This window comes from Paenibacillus sp. FSL R5-0623 (assembly GCF_037974265.1).
Classification (GTDB): domain Bacteria; phylum Bacillota; class Bacilli; order Paenibacillales; family Paenibacillaceae; genus Paenibacillus.
The window spans coordinates 710502-729667 of sequence record NZ_CP150233.1; the positions used below are offsets into that span (position 1 = coordinate 710502).

Below are 19166 nucleotides of genomic sequence, written 5' to 3' on the forward strand. Positions count from 1 at the left end.
GCTCATAACCAATTGTTTCACTCTCCCAAATGAAGTAGACTGAAAGGGAGTATGGTCACCAGGTTACAAGTTTAATTCAACTATTTAATAAATGAGGTGTCCCTTTGAATTCCAATAATCATTCAATGGAACATGTGACTTCCGAGCAACGAAATGAACCGTCAAAGCCTGAACAACCGGGGAAATCCTGGGCTGTCGAGCTGTGGGACTGGGTCAAAACGATTGTTGTTGCTTTTGTAATCATGATGCTGCTGAACCTGTTTGTGTTCAATCTGTCGATGGTCAAGGGACAGTCCATGCAGCCGACACTGGTTGAGCGAGATCGCCTTTTCGTCAACAAAATTGTATACCATCTGGGTACTCCTTCCCGATCAGATGTGATCGTACTTCGTGATCCAAGTGAAGGTGTAGAGAAGAAAGATTTTCTGGTGAAACGGATCGTTGGACTTCCGGGAGATACAATTGAAGTTAGGGATCACCATCTATATGTGAACGGCGAGCAACAAGCGGAAACGTACACCGATATTGAGGTGCAGGACCCGGATTTTGGCCCAATCACACTGGAGCCGGATCATTTCTTCGTGATGGGGGATAATCGTCATGAAGGCAAAAGTAAGGATAGCCGAGTGTTTGGCAGTATTACATCCGATCAGATTGTAGGCAAGGCTGAATTTATTTTCTGGCCGTTTTCTGAATTGAAGAAATTGTAAAATGCTGACAGGACAACAACTTCAGACTGCATTTTGCGTTAAACCATATAGACTCGTTCCGTTTGAATTCAAGTATGTAAGGCATATATAGAAATTAACGCCTGTCCTCTTACCGTGAGGCGGGCGTTCACTATTTACGGAATAAGTGTCGGAAGAAGAGAGGGAAGAGGAATGACGAGCGTACAGACCGGGGCAGCACAGGATGCCTCCGTATGGGAGAAGTTAAAACAGGAGATCAAGGCAGCTGGCCCCGGACTGGGCATTGATGATATCGGTTTTGCTTCGGCTGATCCCTTTGTTTCCCTGAAGTCGCTGCTGGAGCAGTCGCGGGATAAGGGGTATGCTTCAGGTTTTGAAGAGCCGGATATTGAAAAAAGGGTGCACCCTGCCTTAAAAGATGGCGAGCCCGCTTCACTTATTGCAATAGCCGTGGCATACCCATCCAAAATGGTGAATCCGCCGAAATCGGAGCCTGGTGCATATCGGGGCATTTTTGCCCGTTCGGCTTGGGGTCAGGATTATCATCAGGTCCTGCGTGCAGCGATGGACAAGCTGGTAAATTTTATACGTGAACGTGTACCTGAGGCCATGATCGAAAGCATGGTAGACACGGGAGCACTGGTGGATCGTGCGGTGTCCCAGCGTGCGGGAATTGGTTTTAGCGCCAAAAACTGTGCCATTATATCGCCCAAATTCGGTTCATGGATTTTTCTCGGAGAACTGGTAACGAATATTCCTTTTCAACCAGACACACCTGTGACCGAAGACTGCGGCGAATGTACAAAATGTATTGATGCCTGTCCTACAGGAGCATTGGTGGGGCCGGGGCAGTTGAATTCACAGCGTTGTATTTCTTTTGTAACCCAGACAAAAGGGTTCGTGGATGAAGAATTTATGCTGAAAATAGGCAACCGTCTGTACGGTTGTGACACGTGTCAGATTGTCTGTCCGAAGAACCGGGGCAAGAACTGGGATCACCATCCCGAGTTTCATCCCGATCCGGAGATTGTGAAGCCACTCCTGTTGCCGCTACTGGACATTGGTAACCGGGAATTCAAGGAACGTTTCGGTCAGAGTTCCGCCGCTTGGCGGGGCAAGAAGCCGATTCAACGCAACGCCGTTATTGCCCTGGGCAATTTCAAAGACAAAAGTGCTGTACCCAAACTTACAGAAGTACTAAAACGTGATCCGCGCCCCGAGTTGCGGGGAACCGCAGCTTGGGCGTTAAGCAGAATTGGAGGAGAAGACGCCATGAGAGCAATTGGGGAAGCTGCCGCTAACGAACAAGATGGGAACGTACTAAGCATGCTGCAGAAGGCCGAGGAGCGACTGAGTTCGTCCGAGACCTTACCCAAACAGCCACAGGCTGGGCAAGTGAGTGAGAAGCAGCCAGAGGAACAGAACAACGAGAACAATGCCTTACGAGCGTTACAACAGGATTTGAAAATGGAAGCTGGGATTGAACCGGGTAATGAGCAGTCTGCACAACCTGTCACACCGGAAGCCGCAGCGTGGAAACCTTCAGCCGTTACGGGTCTTCATGGCAAGCCCGTATACTACGATGAGATACTGACACCGATTGGTACTCTTACGTTATGCGCGACGGATGAAGGACTGTGTCACATTGATTTTGGCGCCTTCCACGTGCGCGAAGCTCATCTGCAACAATGGGCCCGCATCTGGATTGGCGAGTATCGATATGAGAAGAATGAAGAGAAGCTCAGTGAAGCTGCAAAGCAGTTACAGGAGTATTTTGCAGGGGAGAGAAAAACGTTCGACCTGCAGCTTGATCGGCTTGGAACACCATTCCAGCTACAAGTATGGCAGGTTCTGTCCGATATATCTTATGGAGAGGCCTCATCACACCAACAGGTTGCGGAAATCATCGGCAGACCCAAGGCTGTTCGTGCAGTTCTGGACGCCATCAGCAAGAATCCGATTCCGATTATTATTCCCTGTCACCGTATCAGTGGTAAAGACGGTACCCTGGTGGGTTATGTAGGCGGTCTGCAAACCAAGGAGCAATTGCTCGCATTGGAGCAGCTATCGTAAGAGCGGGGGACGTTCATGAAGTATGTAAACGTGGAGAGCGTGGAAGCGGGGGAGCTTCTGGGCAAGACGGTATATTCCAGTAACGGCACGGTATTGCTGTCTGCCGGAGTCCAGCTCACCGTATACATGGTCAATACGCTGAAGCGTATTGGCGTGACCATGTTATACATCCAGGATGAAGCGTATAAAGATGTGGATGCAGAAGACATTCTGGATGAAACCACGAAACGGGCAATAATTAACGAAATGAGTGTCACACTCGAATCCATTCGATCCGGGAAAGACTGGAGTCCGAGGAAAGTTGCCCTCAGTATAGAGAAGTTGCTGAATGATGTACTGAACGGGCGTGAAATGCTTGTGCAGCTCACCGATATTCGTACCAAAGACAATGCACAGTATGTTCATGCGATGAATGTATGTTTGTTGTCTTCGGTCATCGGACTGAATATGGGACTCAATTATAATCAACTGAAGGACCTTGCTGTGGGGGCATTATTGCATGATATTGGCAAAGTGGGGGAACCTCCTGGCAGTGGCTCTGCGGCAAATTCTTCGCTGCACCATACATGGCGTGGATTCGAAGTGATTAAGAACAAACGGGAGTTTAGTCTGTTGGTCGCCCATACAGCCCTGCAGCATCATGAGCATGTAGATGGTACAGGCATGCCGAGAGGGATCAAGGGAAGTGACATCCATCTGTTTGCGAGAATCGTTAGTGTGGCTAATATCTATGATAATCTCATTAATGGTTTATCCAAGGACAGTTTGATGCCACATGAGGCCTGTGAAGAGATGATGGCATTGTCTGGTACAAAACTGGATCGGGATATTCTGATTGAGTTCAACAAGAGTGTATCCGTGTATCCCAATGGCACAGCGGTGCGACTGTCCACCAAAGAGACTGGAGTCATTGTGCGTCAACATCGGGGATTGCCCGGCAGACCTGTAATCAGGGTGGCGCGCGGAAGTACGCGTTATTCTCTGGATGTGGTTGAAATCGATCTGGCTCAGCATACAACCGTTTTCATTGAAGCTGTCATGACGTAGCTTGTGTGCGGTTCAACTGGAAAATCCGTTTGCTCAAGGCGTGCGGAAATGCTATGATACTTTCAGGAAATCCGGTCTGTGTCAGGCTTGCAACATATGTGTGGAACAACATGAAGTGACACGGATTATCAGGCTTTTTAGAATGCATACAGAGGTGTCTAAGAGATGGATATTGTTATACCGATTATTACATTGATTGTTGGTCTGGTCGGGGGATTTTTCATCGGGGTGTTCTACTTGCGTAAACAACTTGAGAAAATGCAAAGCAATCCGGACATGCTTCAGAAAATGGCGAAGCAAATGGGCTACAACCTGAATGGCAAGCAAATGCAGCGTGCCCAGCAGATGATGAAGAATCAGCAGCCAGGAGCAAAAATGCCTCAGCCGCAACAGCATCCTGCGCGTAAAAGTTCGGGCCGCCGAAAATAATAGCAGGGAATAACTGCTTAAAAGTGCGTGTTCAAAAAGTTGGGTTGTACTTTTGAACAACCTCTTACAGTAGTGGTTCGAAAGGAGGCGTTTGGCAGTGGCTGGCGTTAAAGATTATTTGAATTCAAAAGTATCCGACAATCGGGAAAAGATCGAGTATCATGTAGAGCAGATCCTGAAATTGATCGGAGAAGATAGTACACGTGAGGGGCTGCTTGAAACGCCTGCACGTGTGACCCGAATGTATGAAGAAATTTTTGGTGGATATGAAGTAGACCCGCGCGATGTGCTCGGTGTCACGTTTGACGAGAATCACGAAGAACTGGTTATCGTCAAGGATATTGTCTACTACAGTCAATGTGAGCATCATATGGCGCCGTTCTTCGGCAAGGTGCACATTGGATATGTACCAAGCGGCAAGATCGTTGGTCTGAGCAAAATGGCTCGTCTGGTGGAAGCCGTAACACGTCGCCTGCAAGTTCAGGAACGTATTACGTCACAGATCGCTGACATTCTGACAGAGGCCGTTGAACCTCATGGAGTTATGGTCGTTGTGGAAGGCGAGCACTTGTGCATGTGTTCCCGCGGCGTGAAGAAACCGGGAAGCAAGACGGTAACGTCTGCTGTACGTGGTTCTTTCCGTGAGAATCCGGCACAACGTGCGGAGTTCTTGTCTTTGGTAAAAGATTAAGATCAGGTATGTCCACTCGTTGGACAAGCCGGATGTGTAAGTTCCTTTGGTTTTGGAAGCAGCAGTTTCTAAGCCATAGGATGTGATATAAATAAGCCGTGTTCCCTGGGAACCGGCTTATTTATATATGCGTTGTCATTCCTATATACTGGATACATATGAATTCGTTAAGCCGGAGGTAATGGAACGATGAGTGTACCTTCCCATTCAGATCAACCGGTTCAGCCGGAAAAGGGACTACAGGCAGATCAACAGGCTTCATTGCGTCTGCAAATCTGGGAGACACCACTCATGCGACAAGGTAGTAGTGTACTCGAAGCTTTTGCTTGGGAAGAAGTTATGTGCAGGCGGGTTGAGGCAGGGCATCTACCTGTTGCACATATATGGAGACACCCAGATGCCTTTGTAGCAGGTCTGCGTGACCGCAGGTTGCCACAGGCTGTAGAAGCGATGGAACAGATTAGAAGCCAAGGGACAGCGGTCTGTGTTCGGCCTTCCGGTGGAGCGGCAGTACCCTTGAACCCAGGGGTAGTTAATGTGTCACTGATTCTGCCTAATCCCGGACATGCCATCAATATTCATGATGATTTCCGGGAAATGGCTTCCATTATTGCCGAGTCGCTAACGCCGTGGTCGAGTCAGGCGCAAACTGGTGAGGTTCAGGGTGCTTTTTGCCCGGGAGATTATGATGTCAGTGTAGGTGGATTGAAATTCTGTGGTATTGCCCAGCGCAGACAGGCAAAGGCGTATATTATTACTGCTTTTATCATCGTGGACGGTCAGGGTGATCAATTGGCAGCAGATGTGCGACAATTCTATCAGCATGCAGCAGGTGGGGCGAGTGAAGGATATCCCGATGTTCAGCCTGGCACGATGGCAAGTCTGAAAGAATTGGCAGGTGTACCTTCAGCGGCGGCATATACGGCGGCTTTGGTTCGAACACTGCGCGATCGCTATCCACAGGCGGAGACCAGCAGGGTGCTTAGCGTTGGCTCTGAAGAAATACGCCTGACAGCTGAGCAGATGAAGCTGCGCTACGATTAACACTTTTTACTAGGGCTTGGAATTGGTTAATAGAGATGATATGATGTGATTTCGGAAGGAGAGTGTTAGGATGGACACATTGAGATATACGTATTTATATGAGGTTGTATCAACAGGCGAAAAATCCGAGTTCAGCCAAATGGCAACAAGCAAGGAAGAGGCTGCTGCACTGATCGTTGCACGTATAGCCGATCTGGAGTTTACAGATGAGTCTGATATCAAGCTGGGCGATCTGATCTCCATTAGCAAACAGGTTGGCGACAACTATGTGGCGTGCGAGGGCTGCGCTTCTTAAGTGAACACTTAGAAATAGGAAGTCTCTCAAAATACAAGCAAGTCTCTTTTACAGGAGGCTTGCTTTTTTGTATACACCAAAAGAGATATCTTTCAGTCATTCGGCTGGAGATATCTCTTTTTTCTCTAAACCATCTAACCCCAAGTTTAATAAGGCGGCCACAACAACTTGCGTGCCGTTTCGTAACGCTCAGCCACAGCGGGCCAGTAGACAACGTTCCACCAATCCTCGATATATTTCTTGCGTTCATTCTGATGTTTCAGATAGTAGGCATGTTCCCACACATCCAGGGGCAGGAGAGGGACGATATCGGACTGGGACAGGTTCTGGTGTTTTTCCGCCTGCAAAATCTCCAAACGATGTGCTCTCGGGCTCCAGACAAGCATCGCCCAGCCACTGCCCTCCACCTTGTTCGCAGCTTCCGTGAATTGATTCTTAAACGCTTCATAACTTCCGAAATCCCGCTTGATCTGCTCTGCCAGCATACCGGAAGGTTTGCCGCCGCCAGCAGGATTCATAGTTGTCCAGAAGATCGTATGCAGGTAGTGGCCTGCCCCGTTGAAGGCGAGTTCACGTTCCCAATGTTTGATGAGTTCAAAGTTATTCTTTTTTCGCGATTCCGCCAGCTTCTTCTCTGCTACATTTAGTCCGTCCACATAAGATTGATGGTGTTTGTCATGATGGATACGCATCGTCAGCTCATCAATATGTGGCTCCAGCGCATTGTACGCATAGGGAAGGGGAGGCAGTGTGTGTCCTCCAATGGGAACTGGCTTTTCTTTTACAGGAGGTGCTGTAGAGCTGGGTGTGGCTTGTGTTGTTCCGGTAGAAGGCGGTTGAACGGTTGCGGATTGGATCTGAGCTGATGCGGCAGGCGCATTTACATTCCCCTCTGGAGAAGTTGGAGCTTCTGAAGCTTGGCGATGGATGCTTCCTGGCCCTGACGTATGCAGCGCATTTTCCAGAAAAAGTGATGGCTCCGAATCCGTTTCGTGCAAGATGACAGGTTGGCCAAGCGTATCCAATACGCCCAGGAAATACTCCGACTCGCGGATAAAATGCAGAATGAGTACTTTGGCAAGCGGAACAGCTTGCACAGCAGCACTTTGCTCCAAAAGAACGTATAGCTGTTTGATGAACTCTCTCGATTGCTGCCGAGCTGCCAACACAAGTTGATCGATACAACGAACCATGTAGGGAGCAGGCGGATGGGTTCCAGGCAATAGTTGTTTTAAAAGCTGATTGGCTACTCGCTCACTGTTTGCAAAGGTAACCTCCCATTCCTCCAGTAGCTTGACGTATGGGGGCTCCAGATCAGGAACCAGGGCACGAATGACGAGTGTATGTTCTTTCTCCTGCTCTTTCCAGAAACGGATTTCCTCCAATGTCCGCAGAGGCAGCAGGTGACCATATCCATACCAGTTCATCTTTATTTTGAACCTCCTTCAGATGGAATTCATTACATGCAGACCGTCTGTTCATGCGTCCCAAGAGTATATTCCGCGAGCTTGTTGTCCTATGAGTGCAAAAAAAGAGCCCTGAGGGCTCTGGAAAAAAATTCGAATGATTGGAATTTGGTTATTCTCCACTATTTGTGTTTTGCACATCGTCACTGCTTGTTTTCGTTACATGACTCAGGAAAGTTGAGACACGGCGCAGATATTCCTTTGGATGCTCCCGGAAGATCAACTCATGATGCGCATCCTGGACAATCCATTCATCGGAGTATGGATTGGTCTGGTTGGCGGCGAGTTGCTCCGCAATTGGATAAGGCGCCTTCTCGTCCTCTGTGCCATGGATGAAGAAAATCGGGAACGGATAATCTTCCTTTTTCACTTCCTGGTATGGAATCTGTTGTAATCCGGTACCATTCAGAACAGGGAATAACAGATTCATGATCTCGAGTGTAGGCTGACGCGGGAGATCGATCTGGTTATGAATGTTGTGGTACAGCGTATCAGGCTCAAGCAGGAACGTACTGTCAAGAATCATCGCATCCACTTCCTGGGTAATCAGTCCGGTTTGAAGCGCCGTACCGGCACCCATGGAGAAACCCCAGACAACCAGTTCCTGCGCACCTCGCTGCTTGGCGAACTGGATGGCACCCAGCAATTGCTGTGACTCAGCTTTGCCACCTGTGGCTACGGCTTTGTTCACCTGTGAGGCGAAGCCATAATCGAACATGACCACGTTGAACCCAAGTTGATGGGCATAGTGTGCCAGGTCATACATGGGTACCCATGTTTCTTCACGATTGGCACCATAGCCGTGACTAAAAATAATCGTTTTGCTTGCAGCATTGTCAGCAGGTATATACCATCCCTGCATCGTCCGGCTGCCATCTGCTGCCGGGAACGTGATGTCTTCGTACTTCATGTTCTTGGCCTGCATTGGATTGGAGAAGACCGGTGCTACCGTTGGATTGGATAATACCCATGCGATGTAACCATGCAGTGCAATAAAACAAAACAGTAGAAAAAATACAACGGAGAGCAGCAACGCTACGATAATATGTTTGAACCGAATCAGCCTCGGTGATAGGGAAGAGGGCAGATCGGACACTTTTGTTTGCAGCGGGGCTTCGCTCTGGGATGTTGGATACATGAATGCCCCTCCTTTGAAGTTCAGTTGAAGATAACAACGACATGAAAAGAGAATTGCGTCGATTTCAGAGCCTGCTTCAGAGCGATATCTTAATGTAATATATCTTTATCGTATGTTCCCGTATAGTCAAAGTCAATTGATTGAGGGCATTTGTTACGCAATTGTTATATAGTTCTTAAGATATATGGGTAACATTACCTTAGTGTGTAAATTACAGGGGATTAAGTCTTATAAAAAGGAAAAATTTACATGTTGGCTTATTTCGATTTTGGCTCTTTTTGGTTTACAGATGAGACCGTTTCTCATATAATTTATGTAACCAAGTTTCATGTGATGAAACATGAGGAGGGCATTATGCCATGGAAGATCGCAAGTTAACCGTCCGGGCTGTGGAACGGGCGCTGGATATATTATTATGTTTTACCACACGAAGTGATCTGGGACTCACCGAAATCGCCAGCCAGATCGGCCTGCACAAAAGTACAGTGCACCGTTTGATGGCTACGCTGGAGGATCGAGGGTTCGTAATCCGCGATGCAGCAACAGAGAAGTACCGCCTTGGCATCCGAATCTGGGAGCTGTCAGCTCATATGTCCCGCAGTGATGATCCCGCTATTCTGCTGCTGCCTGCGATGGAGCGACTGAGGGATCGATTGGGGGAGACCGTGAGTCTGTACCTGCGTGATGGCAGTGAACGGATTCGGATTCAGGCTGTGCAAAGTGATCAGGCGATTCGCCGAGTTGCTCCCGTTGGTGTTAGACTCCCGCTGTCTGTGGGCGCTTCCAGCAAAGTTTTGATGGCGTTTGCCACGGACGAGGATCGTGAAGAATTGATGAATGGTCCTGAATGGCCGGTATTTATCGATCCAGCGGTGTATTTGGCGCAAATGGTAGACATTCGGGATAACGGATATGCGACGAGTTATGAGGAACGTGAGCCGGGAGCTGCCGCGGTATCGGTACCGATTATGGATCGCAGAGGCAATATTGCAGCTGCCCTCTCGGTCTCAGGGCCTGTCAGTCGACTCTCGCAAGAGACTTTGCACGAATACGCACCTGTGCTAAAGGAAGCTGCTACGCAGATGGGGCTCATGTTATCCTGATGTCGATGTAAGGTCTGTCACCAATTAAGTTAGTAATCTGGAATATAAAGGTTGTTTTTATGTTCCGGTTGCGCTACTCTGTAATGGACGGCCCATCGGGGCCAGCTTCATTGAATATGAACTGCGGCATGTGTATGCCGCAACTTGTTAACGTTACTGGGGGAGTCCGAATTGTCCGGACTGAGACGGAATCGCATGAGATTCCGGACCCTTTGCACCTGATCTGGATCATACCAGCGTAGGGAAGTAATCGGCGATATGACCACAACCACCACATGATGTGACCCTTGTAGGGCTCCGTTAAGGAGCTGCATAAAGGTGCATTATTGGTGATGGACATTAAAAGTCGGTTCCTTCGGGGACCGGCTTTTTTATATACAGTGAACAGGCGATATAGCGAGGATTCTATGGGCTTCTTTTTCAATAACCTGCGAAAGTGGGCTTGGATGAGGAGGGAAGTCACCATAGATCCATGATCTGCGGCAGCCTTCGGTCTGTTGTGAACTGTACATAAATAATGTCTCCCCTGGTCTGGTGTAGGATCGCTCTTTCTTCTCTGCATTGCGCATGATTTGGGACAGGTACGTAAGCGAGCTAATGATGATGCCAACCCAAAAACAAGCGAACGAACAATGAGGAGGAGACAAGTGACATGAGTACAGAAAATCAAACGGGACAACAAGCGATGGAACAGCAACATAACGGTCAGCAGGTGGAAAAGGAAACAAGCGCGGCCGGACGGGTTCAGCCCTTTCCGGGCAGCCGCAAAGTCTACATTCAGGGCTCACGGCCGGACATTGCAGTACCGGAACGTGAGATAGCCCTTCATGACACGAATACTCCCCAAGGGGTGGAGCATAACGAACCGCTGCGTGTCTACGATACGAGCGGCCCTATGACCGATCCCGGATTTCACGCCGATATCCGTGCAGGTCTGCCAGCCCTGCGTACCCTCTGGATCACAGAGCGTGGCGATGTCGAGGCTTACCAGGGCCGTACGGTTAAACCGGAGGATAACGGACTGAAGCCCGGAGGGAAGAGAGCCGGTGCCGAAGAGTATCCCGGATTACGTGGCAAACCCTTGCGGGCACAGCCAGGACGCTGTGTGACCCAGATGCACTACGCGAGACAGGGAGTCATTACGGCAGAGATGGAATTCGCTGCCATTCGTGAAGGTGTGGAGCCGGAATTTGTAAGGCAGGAGCTGGCGAGTGGACGGGCCATCCTGCCGTCTAACATCAATCACCCGGAGAGTGAGCCGATGTTGATCGGTCGCCATTTTCATGTGAAGATCAATGCCAACATTGGCAACTCTGCTGTATCTTCTTCCATCGAGGAAGAGGTTGAGAAGATGACCTGGGCGGTACGCTGGGGATCGGATACCGTAATGGATCTGTCCACAGGCAAAAACATTCATACCACCCGGGAATGGATTATCCGCAATTCACCTGTGCCGATTGGTACGGTGCCGCTGTATCAGGCGCTGGAGAAGGTGAATGGCGAAGCGGAAGCGCTGACCTGGGAGTTATACCGTGACACACTCATTGAGCAGGCAGAGCAGGGTGTGGACTACTTTACGATTCATGCAGGTGTACTGCTGCGTTATATCCCGATGACGGCCAAGCGGATGACAGGCATTGTGTCTCGCGGTGGGTCCATTATGGCAGCATGGTGCCTTGCGCATCATCAGGAGAATTTTTTGTACACTCATTTTGAAGAAATCTGCGAGATTATGAAAAGGTATGATGTGGCGTTTTCGCTGGGAGATGGACTCCGTCCAGGTAGTATCTACGATGCCAATGACGAAGCTCAGATGGCGGAACTGGCTACGCTGGGGGAACTGACGCAGATTGCGTGGAAGCATGATGTGCAGGTGATGATCGAAGGTCCGGGGCATGTGCCGATGCACAAGATCAAGGAGAATGTGGATATGCAGATGGAGATATGTAAAGAGGCACCGTTCTATACGCTGGGGCCGCTGACGACCGACATTGCCCCGGGATACGATCACATCACATCCGCCATTGGTGCGGCCATGATTGGCTGGTTCGGCACGTCCATGCTCTGTTATGTTACGCCAAAAGAACATTTGGGCCTGCCCAACAAGGATGATGTGCGGGAAGGCGTCATCGCCTACAAGATCGCGGCCCACGCTGCCGATCTGGCGAAAGGCCATCCGCGTGCTCAACGCCGCGATGATGCATTGTCCAAGGCACGTTTCGAGTTCCGTTGGCGTGACCAGTTTAACCTGTCACTGGACCCTGAACGTGCGCTGTCCTACCATGATGAGACGCTGCCAGCAGAAGGGGCCAAAGAAGCTCATTTCTGCTCGATGTGCGGACCGAAGTTCTGTAGCATGCGCATCACGCAGGACATTCGGGCCTTTGCCGCGGATAAAGGATTGTCCGAGAATGAGGCTGTAGCTGCCGGGATGCAGGAAAAGGCCGAGGAATATCGGACACGTTCCTAGGCGCCGATACAGCGCAAGCTGGGCAGTCTGACATCATTTGCAGGTGAGAATACTGCTATCATGTCGTCTTTTTCATCTTATTGATCAGCTTCCTGATACTTTTTATCAGCATTATGGTTGATTGTCTAGCAGATGTTTAATAAAATGAATGTAGGTAAACACCAATAAGAGTAGCCAGGCCAATGGCTACTCCTGCACAGCATTTGCGGTGGGTATTCCTCCGAGTGCAGCAAGTTCAGATGAAGTGACCCGTCAGGCCGTCAACCTGTGGCGGGTCACTTCTTTTTACGATCGATGTATGTCAGGAGCGCAATAATTAACATCGCGAACACGATTACGTCGTTAAAAGAGAAGTTCATAGGATCACCTCCCACTGGAGGCAAACCTATTTCCCACCACAAATTGGCTGTACAAAGTGATTATACCATTTGAAATGCTCTTGTTCGAGAGCATTTTTATTTTGCAAAAGAAGTCAATATAGTAGTTTTCACATGTTTTTAGTGATTGTAATATTTCACTTCAAATCCGCTACTACTATCGAGCCACACCCAAATTCTTCTCCAAATATGCCGCAAGCAATGCCAACGGACTATGGATCGGAATACCGCGATCTATTGTAACCTGTGCAGCTGCTGGAGCCATAGAGAGTTGGGCTGCCACTACCGTTTTACCCGGATGCCGCTTAGCAATCTGCTGTAAGCCTTCACGTACCGCTTCGAGATACCCTTGCTGATCTCCACGCATAATCAACTCAAATGTCCCAGGGATGCACACGGCATCTGTCTGAGATGTCTTGGCAACGTGTAGTTGCACATTCTCATCCTCTTGCTGTAATGCCTGATTCACCCGTGCCATCGTTCCTTCAATCGTTGCCGGGTTGGTGAATGCGATTATGTAATCTCCTGGTACTCGCCGTATCTCCTGCAATAACGGATCATCTATGCCGATCACAGGCACAGGGACCTGTGTCGCTTCCTGCTCCAGTACTGTCGCAAAGAGGGTACACGTGACCAGAATGGCATCGGCATGACATTCGGCGATCCATTGGAGCGTCTGGGCTACTTTCTCGTGAATGACGACCTCGTTAAAGTCAGCGTCATGTTTAAGACGATCCAGACCTGGATCGACGTAATGGACCAATTCAACTTCATAAGGAGCAAGCGTTTCTTCGATTAAGGCGATGTTGGAATAATGAGCGTGAAAACAACCAATGGTGATCATGTGCTAAGTCCCCTTTTACAGTTCGTATATGTCATGGATCTTGTAGATATTTAAACCATTATAGAAACACACCTGAGGACTGTACAGTTGTTTGTTACTCAACGCCAATAACCGCCCTTCCGCCAAACTGCGGAAAGACGGTTGATAACCGTACTAATTGGTTCTGGTGTCCATTTTATCGAAGGGAAGGAGAAGCGCTCTTCTTCGCCATTTTTTGCTGCAGAATTTCATGAAAGGATAGACCTTGAGTGTTCTCATTCTCCTTTTTAGGAGCAGTGGTCGCCGTGTTGCGCGGATATTGGTGGTGGTACGGGATCATTTGCTGAATAGGCATGCGGATCATCTTGGTTCCTCCTTTAATGCATTTTTTTAAAATTATGTATTTCGACTGGTTATGTTGCCAGGTGCACATATAGGTACATATGACTTGTTAGACGAAATAAATGACTTTAGAATATAAATCCAATTGGATTGTAGTGATTTTACCCGGTTTTAAGGAGATGTAAACGGTTTTAGGGAAATTCAGGAGTAAAGAACCTGATATGAGAGGTTTGATATGGGAGGATCGAATCGGTTGTTATGTGAATAGTCCCAATTCTAAGGAAGTCAATGGTACCGACATATGAGGCATATTATCTGGTTAAATGATGCAAAGCATGCTAACTAACTTGGTACCATGGTCGGGTTGTTTAGGTGGTTACGTAGTTCCGGATATAACAAAAAACTGCCGAGCGAACCCGGCAGCTTGCGTAATATGAAGAAGGATGCGAGGAAACTTTGATCCTGTCTGAGGTGGCATTGTGTTGGTTTTATCTATTTTGATGAACAGCGATGTATATATCTACTTGTACACTTTCGGGATTCAGGCTGCGTTCATCATACAATTCAAAATCCCCGGTGAACGTACGATCGCTTTGTTTGTCCCATGCCCACACGGCTCCCCAAGCTTCGCCAACAACCTCTGCCATCGGTCCTTTTCTGGAAGTGAATACGGCGTAAGTTGCAGGAGGGAGTAGAATGTCATCCAATCCTTCAGGCAATGATTCGTTCGGACTGACCTCATGCCCTACCAGTATGGTGTATTCTCCGGTTATGCCATCGGTGTAATCCGTGTAACAGCCATAGCGAACAACTTCAGGTGCAGGGAGGTGCTCTGAGGCAAAATAATTGTTCCAGAGTCCCTGAATACAGCCTTTGCCACTGATCTCAATGGCGTTGGTTGTGCGGGCGGATACGCCGGCAAGACGTTTGCCTGGGAGCGTGACATAACGAACGGGCTGGGCAGAGAACGAATGATCTGTTGTTGCCTGACCAGGATTAGCAGAAGCAGTAGAGTTTTCAGCGAGAGATTCTGCATGTTGATCCGTTGTATTCGTGCGCCAACGCTTCAAAAAAGGAAGCTGGTTACGCAGCATCGAACGAGCGGATTCCTCATCCATGCCCTCGTCCTTCAGAATGGCAGTGCACATCTCCGTCATGCCTTCGAGTGAAATACCGGGCTGCTCGAACTTACCCTCTTTGTAACAATAAATACAGTACTCACGGGTTGTGCTTCCATCTGCTTCCGTTCCGAAGTGGGCAGGTGCTGTGAGCGGCATGCCGCAGCTTTGACATACAGTAACGTTCATGATTGGTTCCTCCTTGTATATGTACACATTGAATATATCTGAAGTATACGGGGAGGAACTGGACAGCTGTCTGTCAGGTTTGAGTCGGGGGGATATAATTTTGTACAATTTGCTCCGCGATGCGGCAGATCTCGTCTCGAATATGCTGCGGTTCCAATACTTCAATGTCCGCGCCGAAGCCCAGAATGAACCCATATAACCAGTTATCCTCGGGAAAAGCAACTTGGCTAATATAATACCCAGTCCCATCAGGCATGACGTTCTCGATCCCAAACCATTCTTCCGCAATATGACGGACGCGAGCATGGAATTTCAAGGTTAACCTAGCTTGATTGTCCGGATGGCTCCATTCCTGTTGCCAGGGTCTGTCCTGTGGGTTGATGACTTTACGCTTGAAGTGCTCATTAGCAAGCGTGACATCTTGCATACGCACAAGCTTGAACATGCGAAATTGATTCCGCTCGTGGCAAAAAGCATACAGATACCAGGAATGTTTCTTGAGTACGATGGTATGAGGGTCGGCAGTTCGGTGAGTCTGGATACCTTCCGCACTGCAGTAGGTAAAGGTTACGGGTCGTAATTGATCCATACCCTGTTCGATAAGTTCAAGCTTGATTTTCAGCGCTTCGGGATGCGTCCAGGTTGAATAATCCACGATGAATCGATTGGTATTGGCCTGAAAATCATCATTTTTGGATTCAGGTACGATACTGCTGAGTTTTTCGACCAGAAGCTCACGCGCCGCATTGGCATGGGAAGTGGATACACTGCGCAGTGCAGTGACGATGGAAGCGAGGTCCTTGTCTGTTAATACGTTTCGATCCAGACGGTAACCCTCTGCCAGACCAATCCCGCCGCTTGCTCCCTGATACGTCACCACTGGGATACCTGCTTGACCCAATGTATCGATGTCTCGGTAGATGGTCCGGATCGATACTTCGAACATATCTGCCAAGTCTTTGGCTTGTACCCGTCCACGATTGATTAGCAGCACTACGATGGCTAACAAACGCTCCAGTTTCATATGTATGGATTCCTTTCATTGGTTTATCTGTTGGATTCAAATATGTTATAATGCCCAGCATCACACATAGGAGTGGAATAAGCAATGAAGCGAATTACGATTCTGATCGCAGACGATGAAGTTGAGATCGCTGATCTGGTTGCTTTACATTTACAAAAAGAAGGATATCACATCATCAAGGCCTTTGACGGGAAGGCGGCGGTTCAAGCTGTTCAGACCCAAGCGATAGATTTGGCGATTCTGGACATTATGATGCCTGGCATGGATGGGTATGAGGTGACCCGCAAAATTCGGGAGCAGCATCATTTACCGATCATTTTCCTGAGTGCCAAAACGTCAGATATGGACAAAATTACGGGACTTGTGATGGGCGCGGACGATTATATGACCAAACCGTTCAATCCGATGGAGCTTGTTGCCCGGGTTAACTCCCAGTTGCGTCGTTCTCTGCAATTCAGCCAGTCTGTGCCTGTTCAGAGGTCCATTCTGGAGAAGGGTGGGCTCATCATCACGCCAGATCAACATCGCGTTACACTCTACGGCAAACCAGTGGAACTAACACCGAAGGAGTTCGACATTTTGTATCTGCTCGCGAGCCACCCCAAGCAGGTGTTCAGTGCAGAAAGCATTTTTGAACAGGTGTGGGGAGAAGCCTATTACGAGAGTGGGAATACCGTGATGGTCCATATTAGGACCCTGCGCAAAAAGCTGGGGGAAGATGTGAACAAGAACAAGTTTATCAAAACGATCTGGGGTGTGGGGTACACGTTTAATGACTAAACGAAGAAGTTTTCGCACAACCATGATTATGTTGTTAGGGTTAAGCATGCTTGCCTCTGGCGCAATCACCTATGGGATTTATAAGCTTATGCAAGCCTATTATTCGGGTGTCCGTGCAGAAGATCAGCTCGCTGAATATCGTCATTTTATGAAAAGTATCGGAGATATTTATTTCTTCCTGATTTTATTTATCCCACTGGCCATTCTGTTTTTCTTCTGGTTTACCAAGCCTTACGCGACGTATTTCAAGGACATTTCTACAGGAATCCGACATTTGGCCAATGGCGACTTTCAGCATCGTGTGCAGATCTCCTCGAAAGACGAGTTAGGTACGATTGCAGAGGATGTGAACCTGGCAAGTGAGAAGTTAAGGGAAGCGGTGGAACGAGGGGATTTTGCTGAAAATAGTAAGGACCAGCTTGTTGTCAATCTGGCGCATGACCTGCGAACACCGCTGACGTCTGTGCTTGGATATTTGGATCTGCTCATGAAGGATGATCAGCTAACGGAGGAGCAGGTACGGCACTTTACGTCGATTGCATTCACCAAATCACAGCGTCTGGAGAAGCTGATTGATGATTTGTTCGAAATTACCCGCATGAATTATGGCATGCTGCCTATAAACAAGACACGGCTGGATCTTAGCGAACTGCTGAAGCAGATGAACGAAGAGCTCTATCCTGTATTTGAAAAGAACCAACTAGTCGCCCGTCTAAAAATAGACACTGACCTTACGGTCTCCGGTGATGGCGAGCTGCTGGCTCGTGTGTTCGAGAATCTGCTAATTAACGCTGCACGGCATGGCAAGGATGGCATGTACGTAGATATTAATGGATATCAGGATGCAGAACAGGTTATCATTCAGGTGGTTAACTATGGTGGACATATTCGCGCAGAGGAATTGCCGCATATCTTCGATATGTATTACACCGGAGATCGCGCTCGGACCCCCCAGGAGGGGGGGACAGGCCTCGGCCTATTTATTGCACGCAATATAGTGGAACAGCATGACGGTACAATCTCGGCCCAGAGCGATGTGGTACGGACGCAATTTGAAGTTCGTTTGCCCGTATTTCAATGAGGTCTAACGTCAAATTTAAGAAAAACTTTAAAATTGCCCTGCTTTTTCTTTAACTTGTGTTGTCTATCCTTGATGTATGAGGTAAAAGGAGGAACAAGTATGAAAAAGTGGGGCTTTTTGATATGTATCGTTTTGATCGGATATATCGTTACGCAATCACCGGGATGGATTCAGCAGAAGGATGAATTGCCCATCGAGATTCAGAATACGCGTGAAAATCCCGCAGGTTATACGGTATCCGTCACGGGAAATATTCAGGATCAGGTACATAAGGGGAACTTGTTACTGGTTAATAAGCAATACCCCATTGGCGCGGAAGGGGTTAAATCCGATATTGTATATATAGCGGATGAAGATGAGCTGCTTCGTGGATATGGAATCATGGATCAGAAAATCATGTTATCCCGGCAGGTGGCGCAGGAGTTTCAGAAGATGGTGGAAGCAGCAGGCGAAGAGGGAGTCAGATATTTTCTCGTCAGCAGCGGGTACAGGGACTTTACGAAGCAGGACGAGCTATATCAGGAAAAGGGTTCAGACTATGCACTTCCTGCGGGTCACAGTGAGCACAATCTTGGTTTATCGCTGGATATTGGCTCGAGCTTGGCTGCGATGAATGAAGCACCAGAGGGTGCATGGCTGGAGAAGAATGCATGGAAATACGGATTTATTTTACGTTACCCAAAGGATAAAGTGCGCATCACCGGTATTCAGTATGAACCATGGCACTTTCGATATGTAGGGCTGCCGCACAGTGCTGTCATGTATAAGAATAATCTGGTGCTGGAAGAGTATCTCGATATGCTTAAAGAGAAAGAGAACATTACTGTGGAAGTAGAGGAAGAGGAGTATCACATCCGCTATTATCGAGCCATCCGAGACACAACCGTTTACATACCAGAGCAAGGCCAGACTGAAATATCGGGTGATAACATGGATGGCGTCATCGTCACCGTAAAGAAATAACAGGGCAACACAAGGGAGGCGAAA

General features: G+C 48.4%; 18 protein-coding genes and 1 riboswitch. Of the genes, 12 read left to right on the top strand and 6 right to left on the bottom strand.

The window, feature by feature from the left end; genetic code table 11:
* The first annotated feature begins 125 nt into the window (after positions 1-125).
* From lepB to MKY92_RS03405, 7 genes are all read left to right on the top strand, one after another.
* Complete coding sequence (lepB, locus tag MKY92_RS03375; protein WP_339301669.1) at positions 126-710, top strand: signal peptidase I; 585 nt, start codon at positions 126-128, stop codon at positions 708-710.
* 171 nt (positions 711-881) lie between these two features.
* Positions 882-2762, top strand: a complete 1881-nt coding sequence (gene queG, locus MKY92_RS03380) for a tRNA epoxyqueuosine(34) reductase QueG (protein ID WP_339299154.1) — start codon at positions 882-884, stop codon at positions 2760-2762.
* Between the two features lie 15 nt (positions 2763-2777).
* Positions 2778-3809: an HD domain-containing phosphohydrolase gene (locus MKY92_RS03385; protein WP_017690779.1), complete on the top strand. Its 1032-nt coding sequence runs from the start codon at positions 2778-2780 to the stop codon at positions 3807-3809.
* 165 nt (positions 3810-3974) lie between these two features.
* Entirely contained in the window at positions 3975-4238 is a 264-nt protein-coding gene (locus MKY92_RS03390) for a YneF family protein (RefSeq protein WP_017690778.1), read from the top strand.
* Between the two features lie 97 nt (positions 4239-4335).
* Complete coding sequence (folE, locus tag MKY92_RS03395) at positions 4336-4929, top strand: GTP cyclohydrolase I FolE (RefSeq protein WP_036668229.1); 594 nt, start codon at positions 4336-4338, stop codon at positions 4927-4929.
* A 189-nt stretch (positions 4930-5118) separates the two neighbouring features.
* Positions 5119-5973 carry a lipoate--protein ligase family protein gene (locus MKY92_RS03400; protein ID WP_339299155.1) on the top strand — a complete coding sequence of 285 codons (855 nt, stop codon included), beginning with the start codon at positions 5119-5121 and terminating at the stop codon, positions 5971-5973.
* A gap of 70 nt (positions 5974-6043) precedes the next feature.
* Positions 6044-6268 (top strand): hypothetical protein, encoded by a 225-nt coding sequence (locus MKY92_RS03405; protein ID WP_036614132.1) that lies wholly within the window; start codon positions 6044-6046, stop codon positions 6266-6268.
* Positions 6269-6414: 146 nt separating this feature from the next.
* On the opposite strand, the gene MKY92_RS03410 is transcribed toward MKY92_RS03405, so the two are convergent.
* A complete protein-coding gene (locus tag MKY92_RS03410; RefSeq protein ID WP_339299156.1) occupies positions 6415-7695 on the bottom strand; it encodes a Fe-Mn family superoxide dismutase in 1281 nt (426 codons plus the stop codon).
* Positions 7696-7846: 151 nt separating this feature from the next.
* A complete protein-coding gene (locus MKY92_RS03415; RefSeq protein ID WP_237178465.1) occupies positions 7847-8872 on the bottom strand; it encodes an alpha/beta hydrolase in 1026 nt (341 codons plus the stop codon).
* A gap of 359 nt (positions 8873-9231) precedes the next feature.
* On the opposite strand from MKY92_RS03415, the gene MKY92_RS03420 reads away from it, so the two are divergent.
* Both MKY92_RS03420 and thiC read left to right on the top strand, forming a co-directional pair.
* Positions 9232-9975, top strand: a complete 744-nt coding sequence (locus tag MKY92_RS03420; RefSeq protein WP_221818682.1) for an IclR family transcriptional regulator — start codon at positions 9232-9234, stop codon at positions 9973-9975.
* Between the two features lie 148 nt (positions 9976-10123).
* Positions 10124-10237: riboswitch (TPP riboswitch) on the top strand.
* A 390-nt stretch (positions 10238-10627) separates the two neighbouring features.
* Positions 10628-12445: a phosphomethylpyrimidine synthase ThiC gene (thiC, locus tag MKY92_RS03425; RefSeq protein ID WP_339299158.1), complete on the top strand. Its 1818-nt coding sequence runs from the start codon at positions 10628-10630 to the stop codon at positions 12443-12445.
* A gap of 534 nt (positions 12446-12979) precedes the next feature.
* On the opposite strand, the gene MKY92_RS03430 is transcribed toward thiC, so the two are convergent.
* The 4 genes from MKY92_RS03430 to MKY92_RS03445 form a co-directional block, all read right to left on the bottom strand.
* On the bottom strand, positions 12980-13666 hold the full coding sequence (locus tag MKY92_RS03430) for a hypothetical protein (protein ID WP_339299159.1): 687 nt from the start codon (positions 13664-13666) through the stop codon (positions 12980-12982).
* 175 nt (positions 13667-13841) lie between these two features.
* Positions 13842-14009, bottom strand: a complete 168-nt coding sequence (locus MKY92_RS03435; RefSeq protein ID WP_221818684.1) for a hypothetical protein — start codon at positions 14007-14009, stop codon at positions 13842-13844.
* A 466-nt stretch (positions 14010-14475) separates the two neighbouring features.
* The gene (locus MKY92_RS03440; protein WP_339299161.1) at positions 14476-15294 is read right to left on the bottom strand and encodes a zinc ribbon domain-containing protein; all 819 of its coding nucleotides are present in this window, start codon (positions 15292-15294) and stop codon (positions 14476-14478) included.
* A 73-nt stretch (positions 15295-15367) separates the two neighbouring features.
* Positions 15368-16318 carry a YafY family protein gene (locus tag MKY92_RS03445; RefSeq protein WP_339299162.1) on the bottom strand — a complete coding sequence of 317 codons (951 nt, stop codon included), beginning with the start codon at positions 16316-16318 and terminating at the stop codon, positions 15368-15370.
* An 84-nt stretch (positions 16319-16402) separates the two neighbouring features.
* On the opposite strand from MKY92_RS03445, the gene MKY92_RS03450 reads away from it, so the two are divergent.
* The 3 genes from MKY92_RS03450 (at position 16403) to MKY92_RS03460 (ending at position 19142) form a co-directional block, all read left to right on the top strand.
* Positions 16403-17098, top strand: coding sequence for a response regulator transcription factor (locus MKY92_RS03450; RefSeq protein WP_339299164.1), 696 nt, complete (start codon positions 16403-16405; stop codon positions 17096-17098).
* On the top strand, positions 17091-18179 hold the full coding sequence (locus tag MKY92_RS03455; protein WP_339299165.1) for a HAMP domain-containing sensor histidine kinase: 1089 nt from the start codon (positions 17091-17093) through the stop codon (positions 18177-18179). The genes MKY92_RS03450 and MKY92_RS03455 overlap by 8 nt, the downstream gene beginning before the upstream one ends.
* Positions 18180-18278: 99 nt before the next feature.
* A complete protein-coding gene (locus tag MKY92_RS03460; protein WP_339299166.1) occupies positions 18279-19142 on the top strand; it encodes a M15 family metallopeptidase in 864 nt (287 codons plus the stop codon).
* Positions 19143-19166 lie beyond the last annotated feature (24 nt).

Bases quoted from the DNA above. Each gene is read 5' to 3' on its own strand.
- lepB (WP_339301669.1), top strand. From the start codon at position 126: ATGGAACATGTGACTTCCGAGCAACGAAATGAACCGTCAAAGCCTGAA.
- queG (WP_339299154.1), top strand. From the start codon at position 882: ATGACGAGCGTACAGACCGGGGCAGCACAGGATGCCTCCGTATGGGAG.
- MKY92_RS03385 (WP_017690779.1), top strand. From the start codon at position 2,778: ATGAAGTATGTAAACGTGGAGAGCGTGGAAGCGGGGGAGCTTCTGGGC.
- MKY92_RS03390 (WP_017690778.1), top strand. From the start codon at position 3,975: ATGGATATTGTTATACCGATTATTACATTGATTGTTGGTCTGGTCGGG.
- MKY92_RS03400 (WP_339299155.1), top strand. From the start codon at position 5,119: ATGAGTGTACCTTCCCATTCAGATCAACCGGTTCAGCCGGAAAAGGGA.
- MKY92_RS03405 (WP_036614132.1), top strand. From the start codon at position 6,044: ATGGACACATTGAGATATACGTATTTATATGAGGTTGTATCAACAGGC.
- MKY92_RS03410 (WP_339299156.1), bottom strand. From the start codon at position 7,695: ATGAACTGGTATGGATATGGTCACCTGCTGCCTCTGCGGACATTGGAG.
- MKY92_RS03415 (WP_237178465.1), bottom strand. From the start codon at position 8,872: ATGTATCCAACATCCCAGAGCGAAGCCCCGCTGCAAACAAAAGTGTCC.
- MKY92_RS03420 (WP_221818682.1), top strand. From the start codon at position 9,232: ATGGAAGATCGCAAGTTAACCGTCCGGGCTGTGGAACGGGCGCTGGAT.
- thiC (WP_339299158.1), top strand. From the start codon at position 10,628: ATGAGTACAGAAAATCAAACGGGACAACAAGCGATGGAACAGCAACAT.
- MKY92_RS03430 (WP_339299159.1), bottom strand. From the start codon at position 13,666: ATGATCACCATTGGTTGTTTTCACGCTCATTATTCCAACATCGCCTTA.
- MKY92_RS03435 (WP_221818684.1), bottom strand. From the start codon at position 14,009: ATGATCCGCATGCCTATTCAGCAAATGATCCCGTACCACCACCAATAT.
- MKY92_RS03440 (WP_339299161.1), bottom strand. From the start codon at position 15,294: ATGAACGTTACTGTATGTCAAAGCTGCGGCATGCCGCTCACAGCACCT.
- MKY92_RS03445 (WP_339299162.1), bottom strand. From the start codon at position 16,318: ATGAAACTGGAGCGTTTGTTAGCCATCGTAGTGCTGCTAATCAATCGT.
- MKY92_RS03450 (WP_339299164.1), top strand. From the start codon at position 16,403: ATGAAGCGAATTACGATTCTGATCGCAGACGATGAAGTTGAGATCGCT.
- MKY92_RS03455 (WP_339299165.1), top strand. From the start codon at position 17,091: ATGACTAAACGAAGAAGTTTTCGCACAACCATGATTATGTTGTTAGGG.
- MKY92_RS03460 (WP_339299166.1), top strand. From the start codon at position 18,279: ATGAAAAAGTGGGGCTTTTTGATATGTATCGTTTTGATCGGATATATC.